Annotated in this window: 17 protein-coding genes and 2 pseudogenes; 9 read left to right on the forward strand and 10 right to left on the reverse strand. The window is 67.6% G+C overall.

Features of this window, described 5'->3' with window-relative positions; all coding sequences use genetic code 11:
* Nucleotides 1-9: 9 nt before the first annotated feature.
* Genes JD77_RS30170 through JD77_RS30180 form a run of 3 tightly spaced genes read right to left on the reverse strand, consistent with a single transcriptional unit; the run spans nucleotide 10 to nucleotide 2,011 of the window.
* Nucleotides 10-492, reverse strand: a complete 483-nt coding sequence (locus JD77_RS30170) for an IS5 family transposase (RefSeq protein ID WP_145777190.1) — start codon at nucleotides 490-492, stop codon at nucleotides 10-12.
* Complete coding sequence (locus tag JD77_RS30175; protein WP_145777191.1) at nucleotides 489-761, reverse strand: hypothetical protein; 273 nt, start codon at nucleotides 759-761, stop codon at nucleotides 489-491. Before JD77_RS30175 ends, JD77_RS30170 begins: the two co-directional genes overlap by 4 nt.
* Nucleotides 758-2,011, reverse strand: a complete 1,254-nt coding sequence (locus JD77_RS30180) for an ISL3 family transposase (RefSeq protein WP_145776137.1) — start codon at nucleotides 2,009-2,011, stop codon at nucleotides 758-760. Before JD77_RS30180 ends, JD77_RS30175 begins: the two co-directional genes overlap by 4 nt.
* Before the next feature lie 210 nt (nucleotides 2,012-2,221).
* On the opposite strand from JD77_RS30180, the gene JD77_RS30185 reads away from it, so the two are divergent.
* From JD77_RS30185 to JD77_RS34935, 3 genes are read left to right on the forward strand one after another with little or no spacing between them, the layout of a single operon-like run.
* Nucleotides 2,222-2,935, forward strand: coding sequence for a tyrosine-type recombinase/integrase (locus JD77_RS30185; RefSeq protein ID WP_211372748.1), 714 nt, complete (start codon nucleotides 2,222-2,224; stop codon nucleotides 2,933-2,935).
* Nucleotides 2,925-3,650: a tyrosine-type recombinase/integrase gene (locus JD77_RS30190; RefSeq protein ID WP_211372749.1), complete on the forward strand. Its 726-nt coding sequence runs from the start codon at nucleotides 2,925-2,927 to the stop codon at nucleotides 3,648-3,650. The genes JD77_RS30185 and JD77_RS30190 overlap by 11 nt, the downstream gene beginning before the upstream one ends.
* A 40-nt stretch (nucleotides 3,651-3,690) precedes the next feature.
* Nucleotides 3,691-3,930 carry a tyrosine-type recombinase/integrase gene (locus JD77_RS34935; RefSeq protein WP_281292198.1) on the forward strand — a complete coding sequence of 80 codons (240 nt, stop codon included), beginning with the start codon at nucleotides 3,691-3,693 and terminating at the stop codon, nucleotides 3,928-3,930.
* A 14-nt stretch (nucleotides 3,931-3,944) separates the two neighbouring features.
* Here JD77_RS34935 and JD77_RS30195 read toward each other — a convergent pair whose 3' ends face one another.
* The gene (locus tag JD77_RS30195; protein ID WP_145777193.1) at nucleotides 3,945-4,760 is read right to left on the reverse strand and encodes a reverse transcriptase domain-containing protein; all 816 of its coding nucleotides are present in this window, start codon (nucleotides 4,758-4,760) and stop codon (nucleotides 3,945-3,947) included.
* A 648-nt stretch (nucleotides 4,761-5,408) separates the two neighbouring features.
* Nucleotides 5,409-5,696, reverse strand: a pseudogene (locus JD77_RS30200) (transposase); the annotation flags it as partial.
* A 24-nt stretch (nucleotides 5,697-5,720) separates the two neighbouring features.
* Here JD77_RS30200 and JD77_RS34940 point away from each other — a divergent pair.
* A pseudogene (locus JD77_RS34940) lies at nucleotides 5,721-5,831 on the forward strand (recombinase family protein); the annotation flags it as partial.
* 95 nt (nucleotides 5,832-5,926) lie between these two features.
* Here the strand turns inward: JD77_RS34940 and JD77_RS30210 are convergent.
* The 5 genes from JD77_RS30210 to JD77_RS30230 all read right to left on the reverse strand — a co-directional run bounded on the left by JD77_RS30210 (nucleotide 5,927) and on the right by JD77_RS30230 (nucleotide 10,536).
* Nucleotides 5,927-6,712, reverse strand: a complete 786-nt coding sequence (locus tag JD77_RS30210) for an IclR family transcriptional regulator domain-containing protein (protein ID WP_145777195.1) — start codon at nucleotides 6,710-6,712, stop codon at nucleotides 5,927-5,929.
* A 115-nt stretch (nucleotides 6,713-6,827) separates the two neighbouring features.
* Complete coding sequence (gene pcaD, locus JD77_RS30215; RefSeq protein WP_145777196.1) at nucleotides 6,828-7,610, reverse strand: 3-oxoadipate enol-lactonase; 783 nt, start codon at nucleotides 7,608-7,610, stop codon at nucleotides 6,828-6,830.
* Between the two features lie 105 nt (nucleotides 7,611-7,715).
* The gene (locus JD77_RS30220; RefSeq protein ID WP_145777854.1) at nucleotides 7,716-8,876 is read right to left on the reverse strand and encodes a thiolase family protein; all 1,161 of its coding nucleotides are present in this window, start codon (nucleotides 8,874-8,876) and stop codon (nucleotides 7,716-7,718) included.
* Between the two features lie 17 nt (nucleotides 8,877-8,893).
* Entirely contained in the window at nucleotides 8,894-9,664 is a 771-nt protein-coding gene (locus JD77_RS30225) for a CoA-transferase subunit beta (protein WP_145777197.1), read from the reverse strand.
* Complete coding sequence (locus JD77_RS30230) at nucleotides 9,661-10,536, reverse strand: CoA transferase subunit A (protein WP_246141135.1); 876 nt, start codon at nucleotides 10,534-10,536, stop codon at nucleotides 9,661-9,663. Before JD77_RS30230 ends, JD77_RS30225 begins: the two co-directional genes overlap by 4 nt.
* Nucleotides 10,537-11,066: 530 nt before the next feature.
* Here JD77_RS30230 and JD77_RS30235 point away from each other — a divergent pair.
* Genes JD77_RS30235 through JD77_RS30255 form a run of 5 tightly spaced genes read left to right on the forward strand, consistent with a single transcriptional unit; the run spans nucleotide 11,067 to nucleotide 15,702 of the window.
* Nucleotides 11,067-11,843 (forward strand): IclR family transcriptional regulator, encoded by a 777-nt coding sequence (locus tag JD77_RS30235; protein WP_145777198.1) that lies wholly within the window; start codon nucleotides 11,067-11,069, stop codon nucleotides 11,841-11,843.
* A complete protein-coding gene (locus JD77_RS30240; protein ID WP_145777199.1) occupies nucleotides 11,840-12,814 on the forward strand; it encodes an acetamidase/formamidase family protein in 975 nt (324 codons plus the stop codon). Before JD77_RS30235 ends, JD77_RS30240 begins: the two co-directional genes overlap by 4 nt.
* Nucleotides 12,801-14,057 (forward strand): Rieske 2Fe-2S domain-containing protein, encoded by a 1,257-nt coding sequence (locus JD77_RS30245; RefSeq protein WP_145777200.1) that lies wholly within the window; start codon nucleotides 12,801-12,803, stop codon nucleotides 14,055-14,057. The genes JD77_RS30240 and JD77_RS30245 overlap by 14 nt, the downstream gene beginning before the upstream one ends.
* Complete coding sequence (locus JD77_RS30250) at nucleotides 14,054-14,677, forward strand: nuclear transport factor 2 family protein (protein ID WP_145777201.1); 624 nt, start codon at nucleotides 14,054-14,056, stop codon at nucleotides 14,675-14,677. The genes JD77_RS30245 and JD77_RS30250 overlap by 4 nt, the downstream gene beginning before the upstream one ends.
* Entirely contained in the window at nucleotides 14,674-15,702 is a 1,029-nt protein-coding gene (locus JD77_RS30255; protein ID WP_145777202.1) for an ABC transporter permease, read from the forward strand. Before JD77_RS30250 ends, JD77_RS30255 begins: the two co-directional genes overlap by 4 nt.
* The last annotated feature ends 65 nt before the right edge of the window (nucleotides 15,703-15,767 follow it).

A 15,767-nucleotide genomic window follows, 5' to 3' on the forward strand; every position in this document is an offset into this window, starting at 1 on the left:
GCCTTGCGCCTAGGCCGTGTCTCGTCGATCTTGGGCGAGGTCACGTAGCCAGATCTTCATCGTGGCGATGTCGACGGTGGCCCGGTACATGTAGTCGCGCTTGTCGTACCTGGTCGCGACCGCCCGGAACTGCTTGAGCTTGTTGAACGCCCGCTCAGCGGTGTTGCGCTGCTTGTAGCGCTCCCGGTCGAAGTTCGGTGGCCGGCCGCCGCGGGATCCCTTCTTGCGGCGGTTGGCCGCCTGATCGGCCTTGATCGGGATCGTGGCCTTGATGCCGCGGCGGCGTAGGTGAGAACGGATGGCCTTCGAGCTGTACGCCTTGTCAGCCAGGACATGCCCGGGGCGGGTACGCGGCCGGCCGACCCGGCGCGGGATCCGGGTAGCGGCCATGACCTGCGTGAAGCCGGTACAGTCGGCCCGCTGCCCGCACGTGGTGTGCCGGGCGATCGGACGGCAACGCCGGTCAGCGGCCAGGTGCAGCTTGGTGGTCAACCCGCCACGGGACCGGCCGAGGGCTTCCCTTCCGCCCTTTTCGTCCCTTGCGGCTTCCCCCTTTTCGGGTGATCAGCCGCTGAGGCGTGCCGCGCACCCGCCGCGTGCTGGTGCGCCCGGATCGAGGAGGTGTCCACCCCGACCGTCCACTCGTCGCCTTCCTCGGCGTCGCAGTCGATCCGCAACGCCGCGCAGATCCGCGACCAGGTGCCGTCCATCGCCCACCTGCGTTTCCGGGGTCTACTGCCGTTCTCGTGGGTCGGGTTCATGATCGTCCGGGTAGTGGTGGGCAGAGGCCGCCGCGGCGGAGGTTGGCCATGGTGATCAACGCTTTGGCGCTGTGGTAGCCGTAGGCCTGGCGGGTCAGCACGCGCAGGTGGACGTTGTTGGCCTCGATGCGGGCGTTGGACAGTCCGCTGTCGAGCATGTTGTGGATCGCGGGCAGGTGACGGCGGATCGTCTTGGCCAGCTTGACGAACGGGGCCAGCTTCGACCGGCTCGCCCAGCGTAGCCACGCCTGTAGCAGGAGCCTGCCGTCGGCGCCCTTGACCGCGATGATCTCCCGGAACTGTTCCTTGAGTAGGTACGCCCGGTACAGCGGCCGGTTGGTGGCCTGGATCGTGGCCAGGGTCGCCTTCTGCTTGTCGGTCAGGTTCGGCGGGTTCTTCCACAGCGCCCACCGGGCGTCTTTGAGGGTCTTGGACGCCTCGGTGCGGCCGCCTTTGCCGCCACGGGCGGTGTTCCACACCGCCCGGCGTACCTCGTCGAGGGCGTCGGTGACCCAGGCGACCAGGTGATAGGGGTCAAGGCAGCGGACCGCCTGCGGCGCCCGCTCGGCCACCACGTCACCGATCCAGGCGGCGGCGTCGGCCGACACGTGGGTCAGCGCCGCGGCCCGCTGCGCGCCCAGCTCGTCGAAGAACGCGGCGACGGTGGCCTTGTCCCGCCCGTCGGCGGCCCACACCAGGCGGCCGGTGTCGTGATCGACGACCAGGGTCAGGTAGCGCTGGCCCTTGCGGTAGGCGACCTCGTCGATACCGATCCGTTTGAGTCCGGCCAGTCGATCGGTGCCGGCGGCGGCAGCGTCGACGACCCGGCCGACGATGGCGACCACGCTGCGCCAGGCGATGCGTAGCAGCCCGGTCACCGCCGACGCGGACGTGCGCGCGGCCAGCCACGCCGCGGTGTCCTCGAACGCCGTGGTGAACCGGGCACCGTGACGCGCCCACGGCACCGCGATCACCGTCGGCCCGTGCTCGGCACAGTCGACCCGAGGCACGGCGGCCTCGATGACCACCCGCAGCGTGCCGAAGTCCAGGTGCCGCCACCGCCGCCTGCCCCAGCCGCGGTCGTACCACGGCGCGCGAGCCCGGCAGCGCCCGCAGCGACGCGCCGCGCCCTTGCGCGGCCGGGCAGAGATCACCAAGACCTCACCGTCGGTGTCGTCATCGAGGCGCACGCCCTCGACGACGGCCCGTTCCAGCCCTGCCTGTCGATGCAATACCCTGGTCAAACGCACGCCGTTTCCCAATCTTCAGTTTCTGACCTTCGACAAGCCAGAAACCTAGACGGGACACGGCGTGCCCTGTCGATCAGGGCGTCAACCCACCCACGAGAACATCACAAGAGCCGGATTACGGCCGCCCAGCAGCGCGGCGTCACCCCGTCGACCCTGCGGACCCTGGTCGCGCCGGTACGCCAGCTGGCCCGGTGGCTTGGCCGCCGGGGCGTGAACGCCTACGTCCTGCCCGCCGGGGTGCTGCCCAGACCCGCCCGTTACATCCCGCACATCTTCACCGACACCGAACTGGCGGCCCTGTTCACCCAGACCGACCGCTGCCACTACAGCTCGCAGGTCCCGCTGCGGCACCTGGCCATGCCGGTGCTGTTCCGCACGATCTACGCCTGCGGGCTACGCGCCTCCGAAGCCCGACTACTACGGGTCGACGACGTCGACCTCGACTCCGGCGTCCTACGGATCCGCAACGCCAAGGGCGGCAAGGACCGGCAGGTGCCCGTGTCCGCGCCGCTGCATGCCCGGCTCGTCGGCTACCACGCCCACGTCACCGCCCGCTCGGGCGGGGACTGGTTCTTCCCCGGCACGGCCGGAAATCCGCTGACGCTCGGCAACATCGACAAGAACTTCCGCCGGTTCCTATGGCAGGCCCGCATCTCCCACGGCGGTCGAGGCCACGGCCCCCGCGTGCATGACCTCCGCCATACTTTCGTCGTCAACAACCTGCGCTCGTGGTTCGCCCACGGCCACGACGTCAACGCCCTACTACCGGTCCTGCAAACCTACCTGGGGCATTCCTCGCTCGCCGACACCGCCTACTACCTGCGGCTGACGGCCGAGTCCTACCCCCACATCACCGCCCGGATCCAGCACGCCCTCGGCGACGTCGTCCCACCAGCCGCAGCCGGGCCAGGCCATGGCCACTGACTTCGCGGCCTTGCTGCACCGCTTCCTCACCACCCACCTGGCCGGGCTACGCGGCTGCTCACCCCACACCATCGCGTCCTACCGGGACACATTCAAACTCCTGATCGTCTTCTTCCGCGACGACCGATCCATCCCACCGGAGAAGCTCACCCTCAACCACCTCGACGCCACCGCGATCACCGAGTTCCTCAACTGGCTGCAGACCAGCCGGCACAACAGCGCGTCAACCCGCAACCAGCGCCTCGCCGCGATCAGCTCGTTCCACCGCTGGATGCAGACTCAGGACCCCACCCGGATGGCCCGCTGCCAGGACATCCTCGCCATCCCCGCCAAACGGCAGCCACAACCGGCCGTCAACCACCTGACCGTCGAGCAAACCCGCCGCCTGCTCGCCCAACCCGACCGGACCACCCGACCCGGCCGCCGCGACGCGACCCTGCTCGCCACCCTCTACGACACCGCAGCCCGGGTCCAGGAACTCGCCGACCTCACCGTCCGCGACATCCGCCTGCAACCACCCGCCCTGGCCGCCGTGACCGGCAAAGGCGACAAGACCCGCCACGTCCCCCTCACCGACAACACCACCACGCTCCTGCGCGCCTACCTCGCCGAGCACCACCTCGACCAGCCCGGCCGCGACGACCACCCGGTGTTCTTCAACCAGCACCGCAACAAACTCAGCCGCGGCGGGATCACCTGGATCATCCGCAAATAGCCAGACCCAGACCGCCGACCCGGCCCTCACCGACGCCGAGATCAGCCCCCACACCCTGCGCCACAGCAAAGCCATGCACCTCTACGAAGCCGGCGTCCCGCTGCCCTACATCCGCGACATCCTCGGCCACGTCGACCTATCCACCACCGAGATCTACGCCAGAGCCTCCACCGAAGCCAAACGCAAAGCCCTCGAAGCCGCCTACACCGACATCGTCACCGACGACCTACCCGAATGGAACCACGACCCCGGACTGCTCAACTGGCTCACCAACCTTTGACCCGGGCCACCCGGTTATGCGCAGCGCTCGACCCCCGCAACAGCCCTCACCAGGCCAGACGAGTCGACGCTGCGCATAACCCAGCACTGTTCATAGGGGTCGTTATGTTCAGCTGAACATAAGCCACCTTGCGGGGTCCCGGCGTTGGTTTCCCAAAGCTGCCGGTCCTCACCGAGTATCCCGGCCTTCAGGAACGCCTTCACCAGTTCCAGGACGCGCTTATCGGTGATCCGGCCACGCACCCGCCCCATCAGGGCGGCGTGGTCGATCTCGTCGAAGCAGGCCTTGATGTCACCTTCCACGATCCACTCGTAGCGTCGTGGGTTCGTGGCCAGGTAACGGATCTCGGCCACCGCGTCGTGAGCCCGGCGTCCCGGACGGAACCCATAACTACATGGGAGGAAGTCCGCCTCGAAGATCGGCTCCAGCACCAGCTTCACGGCTGCCTGGACCACCCGGTCGGTGATCGTGGCGATCCCCAGCCGGCGCAGCTTGCCGCCCGGCTTCGGGATCATCCGTTCCCGCACCGGCAGCGGCCGGAAACTGCGGTCCTTCAACGAGACCCGCAGCCCGTCGAGAAACTCCTCGACGCCGACTCGCAGCACGATGGACAGCGCCGTTCTGCCGTCCACCCCAGCGGTCTTGGCACCCTTGTTACTCCGCACCCGGTCCCACGCCACCAGCAGGAACGCGGGATCGGTGACAAGATTGAACAGGTCGCTGAACTGGCGATGGGGATCATCACGAGCCCAACGGTGCAGCTTGGTCTGGATCTCCAGTACCCGATCCTCAGCCCGCAAGAGGGCCAACTCCGGATCGTCGGTATTCACCGGCGACAACCCTCCTGGCATTCCAGCATCCGACACTGCGTGACTTACTGGCCACCTTCGCCCTGTGTCCGGCTCTCCCGGACCCCGACGGCGGGTCGTCACACCCGCGACTACTACGAGGCCTCCGCCCCGACCGGTCACCCATCAGCGGCAACACACCTGCCCGGCCCCGCCCTGGACGGACGGGCACCCGGCGGACGCCAGTCGGTTCCCACGTTCACCAACCATCGATCAGCCAGGGAGGCGCCCAGCTATACCCCGACAGCATCGCCACGGCTACGCCGCAGACCTTCACCATGGCCTCCCCACCGCCGGAGCTAAACGGCTTCGGAGTCGACCAACACCAAGATCGTGTTCGGTCGTGCGCTGTTCACCGGCCCATATCCACCAGGTTGGAGCCGGCTTCGCTGTTACGGGGCGTCGAACACTGGTTCACTTCCGTTACACCTTCTGGCCTCGCCTCGACGAGCCCGCACCGTCTGGCAGTCCCGGCACGACGTCGCCTTCGTCAGGGCCGCTTGCCACCCTCCCCACCATTGCGCAGGTCAGGCTGCCCTCAGGCTTCAATCGGGCCGCTGCGACAGCCCGGCGGGAAGGTCTTTCACCCTCCTCGATCAATCAGCGCTACGTGGCGCACAACTCCGCCGCGAAGAAAGACGCCGCGGACTTCAGGATCTGGTTCGCCCGCCGCAGCTCACGCACCTCCCGTTCCAACGCGGCGAGGCGTTCCGCATCGCTGCTGGTGGTGCCCGGCCGCTCACCGGCGTCGGTCTCGGCCTTCTTCACCCACGTGCGCAACGCCTCCGGATGAACCCCGAGCTGACCAGCGATCCGCCGGATCGCCCCGACCGCGGACGCCGGATCCCGGCGGGCCTCGACCGCCAACCGGGTCGCACGCTCACGCAGCTCATCGTTGTACTTCTTCGGTGCGGGCATCGCTGGTGTTCCTCCCAGGTTTCGATGTCTCCATCAAACCCGGTGCGGAACAGCAGCGGCCAACGCTGGATGCTGGCCACCGTCGCGGCGATCCTGGCCAACCCCCGATACACCGGACGCCAGGTCTGGAACCGGCACCGCACCCACCAGGACGACATCGAGCCCGACGGCACCATAACGCCGCACTACGCAGCCCCGACCCGGAGAAGATCGCCACCTACCTGCGCACCCTATGGGTTGGACGCGAGCCGCAGGTCCTCCTCTATGCGCTTGGCCGTCGCCAGCAACGGCGGCAACAGCTCCCGGCGGATCGTATCGGACGACCCACGGCTGGCATGCGCCGAGATGTTCAGTGCCGCGACCACAGTTTGGTTTTCGGCGCGGATCGGAGCGGCCAGCGAGCGGAGCCCCTCCTCCAGTTCCTGGTCGACGAGCGCATACCCCTGACTGGCGGTCTTTGCCAGCAGGACGCGGAGTTTGGCCGGGTCGACGACGGTGCGGCGAGTCATGGGCAGCAGTTCAACCCTAGCCAGGTAGTCGTCCAGCCATTCGGCGGGCTGCGTGGCCAGTAGCACCCGCCCCATGGAGGTGGCGTAGGCGGGGAATCGGCTGCCGACGCTGATTCCAATCGTCATGATCCGTTTGGTGGGCACCCGGGCGACGTAGACCACCTCGTCGTCGTCCAGGACAGACATCGAGCAGGACTCGTGCACCTGCGCGGCCAGCGCTTCCATGTGTGGTTGGGCGACCTCCGGCAGGCTGAGGCTCGACAGGTACGCATAGCCCAGCTCGAGGATGCGCGGTCGCAGCGAGAAGAGCCGTCCGTCGGTGCGCATGTAGCCGATCTCGACCAGTGTGATCAGGAAACGGCGCGCTGCTGCCCGGGTCAGTCCGGTAGCCCGCGCGACCTCGCTGAGGGTAAGCTGTGGGTGTTCGGCGTCGAAGGCTCGGATGACCATGAGTCCGCGTTCCAGCGACTGGACGAATTCAGGCGTCCGCGCTGTCTCTTCGCTCATCCCGCCTCCTGCCGCAGGCTCCGCTAGGCGACCTTGAACGCCTGCTCGACGCCACGATGCCAGCGTAGACGCCCACCGAGGACCGGGACGCGGCGGCCTCCCGCACCGTGAACGCTCACCGACTCGCCGTCGTGTCGTCGAAGTGCTCCTGGAGCAGCCGTGAGACCACCTCGGGCTGTTCGACGTTCGCCAGATGCGCCGCCTGGTCGACCAGGGCAAGCCGCGCCCCGGTGATCCGCTCGACGATTTCCACAGCGTGTTCGACCGGTGTGGCCAGGTCGTCCGCGCCGGCGATGACGAGCGTCGGTGCTGTCACTCTGCCCAGGTCGGCCCGCTGGTCCATGGCGGCGATCGCTGCGCAGCTCGCTGCATAGCCGGCTGCGGGTGTATTCGTGAGCATCGCACGATAGGTCGCGACGAGGTGCGGTTGGGCCGCGGCGAACGATGGGGTGAACCAGCGTCCTACCACCGCATCGGCGATTGCCTCGATGCCTGCCTCGCGCACCGTGGCCGCCCGTTGTCGCCAGCCTTCCGCCGGGCCAAGCGACGCCGAGGTGCACAAGAGCGCCAGCCGGTCGATCCGCTCGGGTGCGCACGTGGCGAGCCACATACCGACCATGCCGCCGAGAGATAGCCCGGCGTAGGACGCGCGCGGCACGCGCATCTGGTCGAGCATGGCCAGCACCTGCCGGCCGAGCAACTCGATGGTGTACGGGCCGGGCGGCACCGCGGAACGGCCATGGCCCAGATGGTCGTACCGGATCACCCGGTAGCGGTTGGTGAGGGCGGTCAGCTGGGGCTCCCACATGGCACCGGTGGTGCCGAGGGAGCTGCCGAGCACCAGCACGGGCGCGCCGGGTGGGCCGTCAATGGTGACGTGCAGGCAAGAGTTCACCATCGCTGCCCCATCCGGTACGTGGTTAGCGCCCGGTCGCCCGATCGTCCCGCGGTGCCGAGCCCGTTGCCGTTGCGGCCGACCGCGTCGTGGGTCACGGTGTTCTCCTCAGGCTTCCAGCACAACGGCGAGTCCCTGGCCGACCCCGACGCAGATCGCGGCGAGTCCCCAACCACCGCCGCGGCGGTGTAGCTGCCAGGCGAGGGAACCGAGAATCCGCGACCCGGACGAGCCCAGCGGGTGTCCGAGGGCAATCGCTCCGCCCTGCGGGTTGACGATCTCGGGGTCGAGTTCCGGCCACTCCGCGAGGCAGGCCAGCGACTGGCTCGCAAAGGCCTCGTTGAGCTCGACGACACTGAGGGCGTCCCAACCGATGCCGGCTCGCCGCAGCGCCTCCCGGGCGGCGGCCACGGGGCCGATGCCGAACAGCTGCGGCTCGATGGCGGTGACTGCACGGGAGACAATCCGGGCCAGTGGGGTCTTGCCGATCTTGTCTGCGCCGGCGGGGTCGGCAATCAACAGCGCGCTTGCCCCGTCATTGAGCGGTGACGAGTTGCCCGCGGTCACGGTGCCGTCTGGTCGGAAAACCGGCTTCAGGCGGGTAAGCGCTTCAAGCGTGGTGGTGGGTCGGATGCTCTCGTCCCGCTCGACATCTGTGCCGGGCACGGGGCTGACCTCGTCGGTGTAGCGGCCGGCTTCCCACGCGCGGGCGGCCAGCTGATGGCTACGGAGCGCGAAGGTGTCCTGCGCCTCGCGGCTGATCCGGTAGCGGTCGACAAGGATCTCCGCGCCCTCGCCCAGCGGCACGGTCCAGTCCTGAGGCATACGGGGGTTGGACATTCGCCAGCCGAGCGTCGTCGAGTGCATGACTTCGTGTCCGCGCGGGAACGGCTGCTCCGGCTTGGCAAGGACCCATGGTGCCCGGCTCATCGACTCCACACCGCCGGCGATGCAAATGGAGGCGTCGCCGAGTGCGATCGCCCGCGCGGCACCGATCACCGCTTCCAGCCCGGAGCCGCAGAGCCGGTTGACCGTGGCGCCGGGCACCGACGGGGGCAGACCGGCCAGCAGGACCGCCATCCGTGCCACGTCGCGGTTGTCCTCGCCGGCCCCGTTTGCGTCGCCGAGCAACACGTCGTCGATCCGAGCCGGGTCGAGCCCGGGACTGCGGCGGACGATCTCCCCCACCACGTGTGCGGCAAGGTCGTCCGGTCGTACGCCGGCCAGTCCGCCGCCATATCGGCCGATCGGGGTGCGTACGGCGTCCATGATGTAGACCTCGCCGCTCAATGAAGCACTCCCTCTTTTGTGGACTCGAGGGCGCGCAGCACTGTGAGTTCCTGCTCGGTCGGCTGAGGGCTCCTCGTCAAACGTTCGGCGACCGCGAGCTCCCAGCCGGTGGCGGCGCGGACCCTGTCGACCGTCACGCCGGGATGCAGGCAGGTCAGCGTCAGTTCGCAGGTGTCCGGGTCAGGCTCCAGCACGCCGAGGTCGGTGATGACCACTCGGGGTCCCCTGCCGTGAAGCCCGAGCCGCTCGCGATGGCCTGGACCACTGCCGTACCCGGCCGAGGTGACGAAGTCGACCCGGTCGGTGAAGGTCCGCAGGTTCTGTCGCACGACCACTATGACCTCGCCACAGGACGCGGCGATCTCGGGTGCGCCGCCGGCGCCGGGCAGCCGCACCGTGGGGTCGCGGTAGTTCTTCCCGATTACTGTGGTGTTGATGTTTCCGTATCGGTCGAGTTGGGCGGCGCCGAGGAATCCGATGCCGATCCGACCCGGCTGCAGCCAGTAGTTGAAGACCTCGGGAACGGAGACGACCGCGTCGGCGGTGTCGGCGAGTACTCCGTCACCGATGGAGAGGGGGAGCCTGTCGGGCTTCGCCCCGAGGCAACCTGACTCGTAGACGAGCACGAGATTTGGCGCGTGGGTGGCCCGGGCAAGGTTCGCCGCCGTGCTGGGCAGACCGATTCCGACGAAGCAGGCGGTGCCGTCTCGGAGTTGGCGGGCCGCTGCGACTGTCATCATCTCGTCAGCTGTCCATCCCTCGCTCATGCCGGTGTCTCCACCTTCAATACGTGCTGCTCCAGCCAGCCTTGGAAGGTGTCGCGATCCCGGCTGATCGTGTCCCAGGCGAGGTAGAAGTCGTTGTCCCGAACTGAGTACCCGTGGGCGTATGACGGGTGTGCGCCGCCGGGCACCTCGGCCACCGCGGTCACGGCCCAGGACGGCAGCACGACCTGGCCTGGCACCGGTTCAAGGTGATCGACGATCTCCTCGACGGTCACCAGCGATTGGCGCGCGGCGAGCACCGCCTCCTTCTGCACTCCCGTGATGCCCCACATCTGTACGTTGCCGGCCCGGTCGGCGCGCTGGGCGTGCACCACCGTCACGTCGGGGCGCAGCGCGGGGACTGCGGTAAGCACCTCCCCGGTGAAGGGGCAGGCGATGGTTCGGATGTTGGTGGTGTGTCGGGGCAGGTCGGTGCCGGTGTAGCCGCGCAGTACCGCGAACGGCAGGCCAGAGGCACCCGCGACGTATCGGTTGGCCATTCCCGCGTGGCTGTGCTCCTCGAGCTCAAGTGGAACCGGCCAGGAGTTCTGCACGGCGTCGCGGAACCGGTGCAGCGACCCGACGCCCGGGTTGCCGCCCCAGGAGAAAATCAGGCGGCGGGCGCAGCCGGCCCCGATGAGTTGGTCGTAGATGACGTCGGGCGTCATCCGTACCAGGGTCAGGTCCTTTCGTCGCTGACGGATGATTTCCTGGCCGGCAGCAAAGGGTATGAGGTGGGTAAAGCCCTCCAGGGCCACCACGTCGCCGTCGCGGAGCAGGTCCGCCACGCCCTGGGCCAGCGAGACGAGCTTTGCCATGAGCCTTCCCGTCTTTTCGGATTGGGTGATGTTCGGTATACGTACGGCCGTACTCATCTCGAACGTAGCTCCCGGCGCGCCGCCCCGTCAACCGCGTCCGGCCTGCGCGGCTCGTCGACCACCTGGGCGCGTCTGCATCATCGCGGCGACCCGTTGACGAGCCACGAGTTACGTGCAAAGTTCTAGATGGGAACGATCGTTCGGCCTGCGAACGCACTCGAAGCGCACAGGCATGCAGGGGCGGCACGCACCCGCAGAGCCGCCGCACGCCGAGGCAAGCCGTCGACCGCGTCCGCCGCCAGCCCCGCAACGCCGGGCCACCCGCGACGCTCCCAGACGCTCACCACCATCCATCGTCACCAAGCGGCCGAAGCTGCCCGAATCGCCAGCCGGCCCTCCCCTGGCGACCGGCTACCCAACCCCAGGCCGGCCCGCCCACCGCACACGACCTCCGACCAGGCATTTCATCGCGGTCTCGATTCGATTCCCCGCACCAAAATCCCAGACCGAAGCCCTTGACAGCTCCTCGTCGACACCGTCAGGATCTGGTATCCGCAAGTCAACTTTCATTATCCGAAAGTCAGGCAATGTCGCGAACACCTCCGATCGTTCAGTCAGCCATCAAGGTTCTCGCTGCCCTCGAGTACCTGTGCCGGGCTCAGCATCCGGTCTCGCTGGAGGAGCTCGCCATGCATCTCGACGCCACGACCGCCACCACGTACCGGGTGGTCAACACGCTCATCGAAACGGGATACGCCCAGCTGAACGGTTACCGTCAGGGCTATACCGCCACACTCAAAGTGATGGGCCTGGGCGCGCAGATGCCCGGAGCATTCGACCTACGCGAGGCCGCGCGCAAGGCATTCCGCCCGGTCGGAATGCGATTCGGTGAGACCATCACGGTTGCCAGACTGGACGGGCTGAGCGCCGTGTTCATCGACAAGATCAGAGCCGGTGACAGCCTGGTCTTCTACTGCGATGTCGGACGTTCGCTCCCCCTGCACATCGGGGCCGCCGCACGGTGCATGATGGCTCACCTCACCGACGAGGAATTCGAGGCCCTCCTCGCCAACGACCTCCCTCGACGCACCAACGCCACGATCAACTCGCCCGAGGCGCTCCGGGCGGCTCGTGCTCAGATCCGTCAGGACGGGTACGCGCTCAGTGTCGACGAAGTCGACGTGGGTGTCAGCGCGATCGCCGTGCCGCTGCTCGGACCGACCAGGAACCTCCTCGGAGCGGTGGCGATCGCGAACACGTCGAGCGCCTGGTCACCCTCGGACCACGCCGACCGGATCGAAGCGATGATCGCCGCATCGAGACGGGTCTTCGGCGCCACGACGCCCGGAGCGGCCGCCGTATGACCCACCCACTCGACGACCTGGTCGCCCTCACCCGCTTCGAGCAGACAACGTTCGCCTACCAGCTGTCTCCCGTGACGCCGACCATCGGCACTGTACGCCCCGGTCATCCGTTCACGCTGATGGCGCAGGATGCCTCAGGCAATCAGCTACGCCGCCACACCACACCGGAGGACATCGACCCACACCGCTTGTTCCCGCTAAGTGGACCGGTACGGGTCGAGGGTGTCCCGGCCGGATCGACCGTGGGAATCGGCATCCTGGACATCCGTTGCGAGCCGACCGGGCACGTCTGGACTCGCCCCGGACTCGGATTCGAAGGTCCGGACCGGCTGGCGGTCCGATCGCTGCGAATCGAGCCACCCAGAATCGTTGACCCGAGCGGACTGGAACTCACCTATCAGCCACACACCGGGGCGCTCGGCGTCCTCCCAGCCAGGGAGGTTGCTGGCCGAACCCTCGGTGAGTACGGCGGCAATCTCGACGTCCCGAACCTCGGTCCAGGCTCGGCGCTATGGGTGACATCGGCAGTGGAAGGCGCCGGCATCTTCGCGGGAGATGTGCATGCAGCCATCGGTGACGCGGAAGTCTGTGGCACCGGTGTGGAAACCCCCAGCGAGATCGACCTCGTCGCGCTCACAGCCAACTGGACCGTCGATCATCCCACCGTCATGACACCGGTGCAGACCTGGCTCATCGGCATCGGCGAGTCGCTCGAAGCCGCGATCGCAGACGTGCTGCCGACCGTCATCGACAGGCTTGCCGCCGACCGGGGCCTTCTCCGGGACCAGGCTTATCTGCTCGCCTCTCTCCTGCTCGACATCAAGATCTGCCAAGTCGTCAATCCGCTCACCAGCGTCGCCGTCTCCCTCCGTCAGGGCCTTGATCGCTGCTTGGTACCTGCCCAGGCGCACACGGACTTCACCACCTTTCGTCACCGCTACATCGAAGGGGCACACAATGCTCACCGCTGAACAGAACGAGTTGCTCACCCGAACCAACGCGGGTACCCCGATGGGCGAGCTGATGCGCCGGTACTGGATTCCGATCACCGTAGGGAACCGTCTGAAGGCCGGTGGCGCGCCGTTGCAGGTCAAGATCCTCGGGGAGTCGCTCGTCGCGTACCGCAGCCCCAACGGCGCAGTAGGTCTCATGGGCGAGTTCTGTCCGCACCGCAACGCCTCGCTCGCACTGGCCCGCAACGAGGATTGCGGCCTGCGTTGCCTCTACCACGCGTGGCTCATCGCCCCGGACGGCCGCGTCCTTGAGACCCCGCCTGAGCCGCCGGAGGTCAACCTCTCCGACAAGTTCCGGCACACCGCCTACCCCAGCCGGGAGGCCGGCGGGATCGTGTGGGCGTACATGGGCCCCGAAGAGGCGATGCCGGAGTTCCCTGAATGGATCTTCAAGCCGTACGACGAGGCCAACATCTACGTCACCAACGCGTTCCAGGAGTGCAACTGGCTGCAGGGGGTGGAGGGCGACCTCGACGCGCAACACGGCCCGTACCTGCACTACACCGACGACGAGGCGCACACCCAGGACGGCCTCCAGAACCGGGCCAACGAGTACATCTACGACCAGCGTCCGAAGGTGGCCGCGGCCAAGAAGCCGTGGGGACTGCAGACCGTGTTCCGTTACCTGCACAAGGACGGGAAGGCGGCGACCTACTGGATCCACCCCTTCGTCATGCCCTTCTTCACCTTTTTCGAAAGCAACCTTCTCGACACCGAGGGTGCTCTCATGCACGCGTGGGTTCCCGCCACCGACGAGTCGCACTGGGTCTGGTCCGTGCTCTTCTGCGAGGAGGCCATGACCGACGACTACATCGAGTTCGTCGACCGGACGCGCGGCTACGGCATGACCGACCCGGAGAACAACTGGCGGGTCACTGCCTTCACCGGCAAGGGCGTCGGCTTCGAGCAGGACCGGGAGGCGATGGCGAGCGGCCGGACCTTCTCCGGGATCGAGGGCATCCTGCAGCAGGACCTGGCCATCCAGTACAGCATGGGACCGATCTCGGACCGGACCCGCGAGCACCTCACCTCTGGCGACATCGCCATCGTGCAGCTTCGCAAGTACCTGCTCGACGCCCTGGCCGCCTTCGACAAGGGCGGCCCGGCCCCGGGCACGGAGCCTGGTTCTCAGGACAGCGTCTACTTCGAGGCGCTGACCTCCACACCCGACCACTCCATGCGTGAACTGGCAAACCGATGAAGGACCCGGCCGCGTCTCTCCGGCAACCCGAGCTCGACCAGATCCTCGCGCGGGTCGACCGGCTCGAGAGTGAGTCAGAGATCCGGAGACTCATGGCGAGCTACCAGCGTGTCAACGACGCCGGATCAGCGAGTGGGGTCATGCCGGCCTGGGGCGATCTGGACGTCCCGGCCGGTGACGGCACAGCCAGGGAGCAGCTGGACACGTTGCGGTCCGAACATGGCTGCACCTGGACGGGCGTCGGTCTCTCGCCGGAGGGCTGGCCCCACCACGACGGTGTCGCCGTCGATCAGGGCGTCCCACGTCCTGACTATATGCCGCGAATGATGCACTTTCTCACCAACGAACGCATCGAGGTACACGACGACCACACCGCGACGGGCAGTTGGTACTGCTGGGAGCCGGCTGTCGTTCAGATCGACGGTGCACCGACGCCGATCCTCATCGTTGGACGTGCGGACCAGCGGTTCGTCCGAGAGCACGGCCGGTGGTTGCTCGCCCACGTCGATTTCGAAGAGGTCTTCTCGACCACCTTCAACGGGCCTGGCTGGGTGGCACAACCGCACGTCGCCTACGGTCCGGCCCAGGCAGACGTCGACCGGCCCCGGGAGACGCGATGAAGACCGCCATCGGTGCTTCACCTCCCGGCCAGGTCGCCAGGGCTCACACTCCACGGCGAGTCCGCTCCCACGGGCTACTTCGGTTCGTTTTCCGCCGCGCCGTCGCTGCGGTCCTCACGCTCTGGGGTCTGTCAATCGCGATCTTCGCGCTCGTCCAACTCCTGCCCGGCGACCTGGGCCGCAGCATCCTCGGTCCGTACGCCAGTGACGCGGAGGTGGCGCGTCTCAATCAGGACCTCGGCGTCGATCGGCCGTTCTGGGCACGCTACGCGGACTGGCTGAGCGGCTTCGTCACGGGCGACTGGGGGCTTTCCCTGCGGCTCGGGGCACCCGCCCGTGACGTCATCCTCGATCGTCTCGCCAACTCACTGATCCTCGCCTTCGCCGCCCTGCTCGTCGTGGTCCCACTTGCGGTTGCCGCCGGCGCCTGGGCGGCTCTCCGCCAGGGCCGTCTGGTCGACCGCGCTGTGTCGATCTGCGGCGTGGCGCTGATGGCGATACCAGAGTTCGTCAGCGGCGTCTTCCTACTCGTCATCTTCGGCGTCTACCTGGACTGGTTTCCGGTCCAATCGACCGTACCCACGCTGAGCCCGGTCGACATCATCCGACAACTGACGCTGCCAGTCATTCCGCTCTGCTTCATCCTCTTCGGCTACATAGCCCGAATGATGCGCGCCTCGACCATCGATGTCCTCGACCGTCCCTATACCCGAACCGCGCGGCTCAAGGGATTGAACATGCGCGAAGTCTTCGTCCGCCACGTCTTCCGTAACGCGGTGCTGCCCACCATTACCGTGATCGCTGGTCAAGCCGGCTATCTCATCGGCGGACTGGTCATCGTCGAGACGCTGTTCACATATCCCGGCATCGGCAACTTCGCCTACGAGTCGGCGCGCTTCAACGACGTCGAGCCGCTGACCACGAGTGTCGTGATCATCGGTGCCGCGGTGCTGGTGCTCAACCTCCTTGGGGACATCGTGGCCGCGCTGCTCAACCCCCGCGCCATCGTCGGAGGGACGAGGTGACCACTGTCGGCAGACCCCCGAGCCTCGCTCGCGTCTCGGGGCGAGGAACGTTCGCCACTCTGATC

This window comes from Micromonospora olivasterospora (assembly GCF_007830265.1).
GTDB classification, from domain to species: Bacteria; Actinomycetota; Actinomycetes; order Mycobacteriales; family Micromonosporaceae; genus Micromonospora; species Micromonospora olivasterospora.

What these genes read in the sequence shown, in the direction of transcription:
- JD77_RS30175 (WP_145777191.1), bottom strand. Translation starts at nt 761, where the DNA reads ATGAACCCGACCCACGAGAACGGCAGTAGACCCCGGAAACGCAGGTGG.
- JD77_RS30190 (WP_211372749.1), top strand. Translation starts at nt 2,925, where the DNA reads ATGGCCACTGACTTCGCGGCCTTGCTGCACCGCTTCCTCACCACCCAC.
- JD77_RS30210 (WP_145777195.1), bottom strand. Translation starts at nt 6,712, where the DNA reads ATGAGCGAAGAGACAGCGCGGACGCCTGAATTCGTCCAGTCGCTGGAA.
- pcaD (WP_145777196.1), bottom strand. Translation starts at nt 7,610, where the DNA reads ATGGTGAACTCTTGCCTGCACGTCACCATTGACGGCCCACCCGGCGCG.
- JD77_RS30220 (WP_145777854.1), bottom strand. Translation starts at nt 8,876, where the DNA reads ATGGACGCCGTACGCACCCCGATCGGCCGATATGGCGGCGGACTGGCC.
- JD77_RS30225 (WP_145777197.1), bottom strand. Translation starts at nt 9,664, where the DNA reads ATGAGCGAGGGATGGACAGCTGACGAGATGATGACAGTCGCAGCGGCC.
- JD77_RS30230 (WP_246141135.1), bottom strand. Translation starts at nt 10,536, where the DNA reads ATGAGTACGGCCGTACGTATACCGAACATCACCCAATCCGAAAAGACG.
- JD77_RS30235 (WP_145777198.1), top strand. Translation starts at nt 11,067, where the DNA reads ATGTCGCGAACACCTCCGATCGTTCAGTCAGCCATCAAGGTTCTCGCT.
- JD77_RS30240 (WP_145777199.1), top strand. Translation starts at nt 11,840, where the DNA reads ATGACCCACCCACTCGACGACCTGGTCGCCCTCACCCGCTTCGAGCAG.
- JD77_RS30245 (WP_145777200.1), top strand. Translation starts at nt 12,801, where the DNA reads ATGCTCACCGCTGAACAGAACGAGTTGCTCACCCGAACCAACGCGGGT.
- JD77_RS30250 (WP_145777201.1), top strand. Translation starts at nt 14,054, where the DNA reads ATGAAGGACCCGGCCGCGTCTCTCCGGCAACCCGAGCTCGACCAGATC.
- JD77_RS30255 (WP_145777202.1), top strand. Translation starts at nt 14,674, where the DNA reads ATGAAGACCGCCATCGGTGCTTCACCTCCCGGCCAGGTCGCCAGGGCT.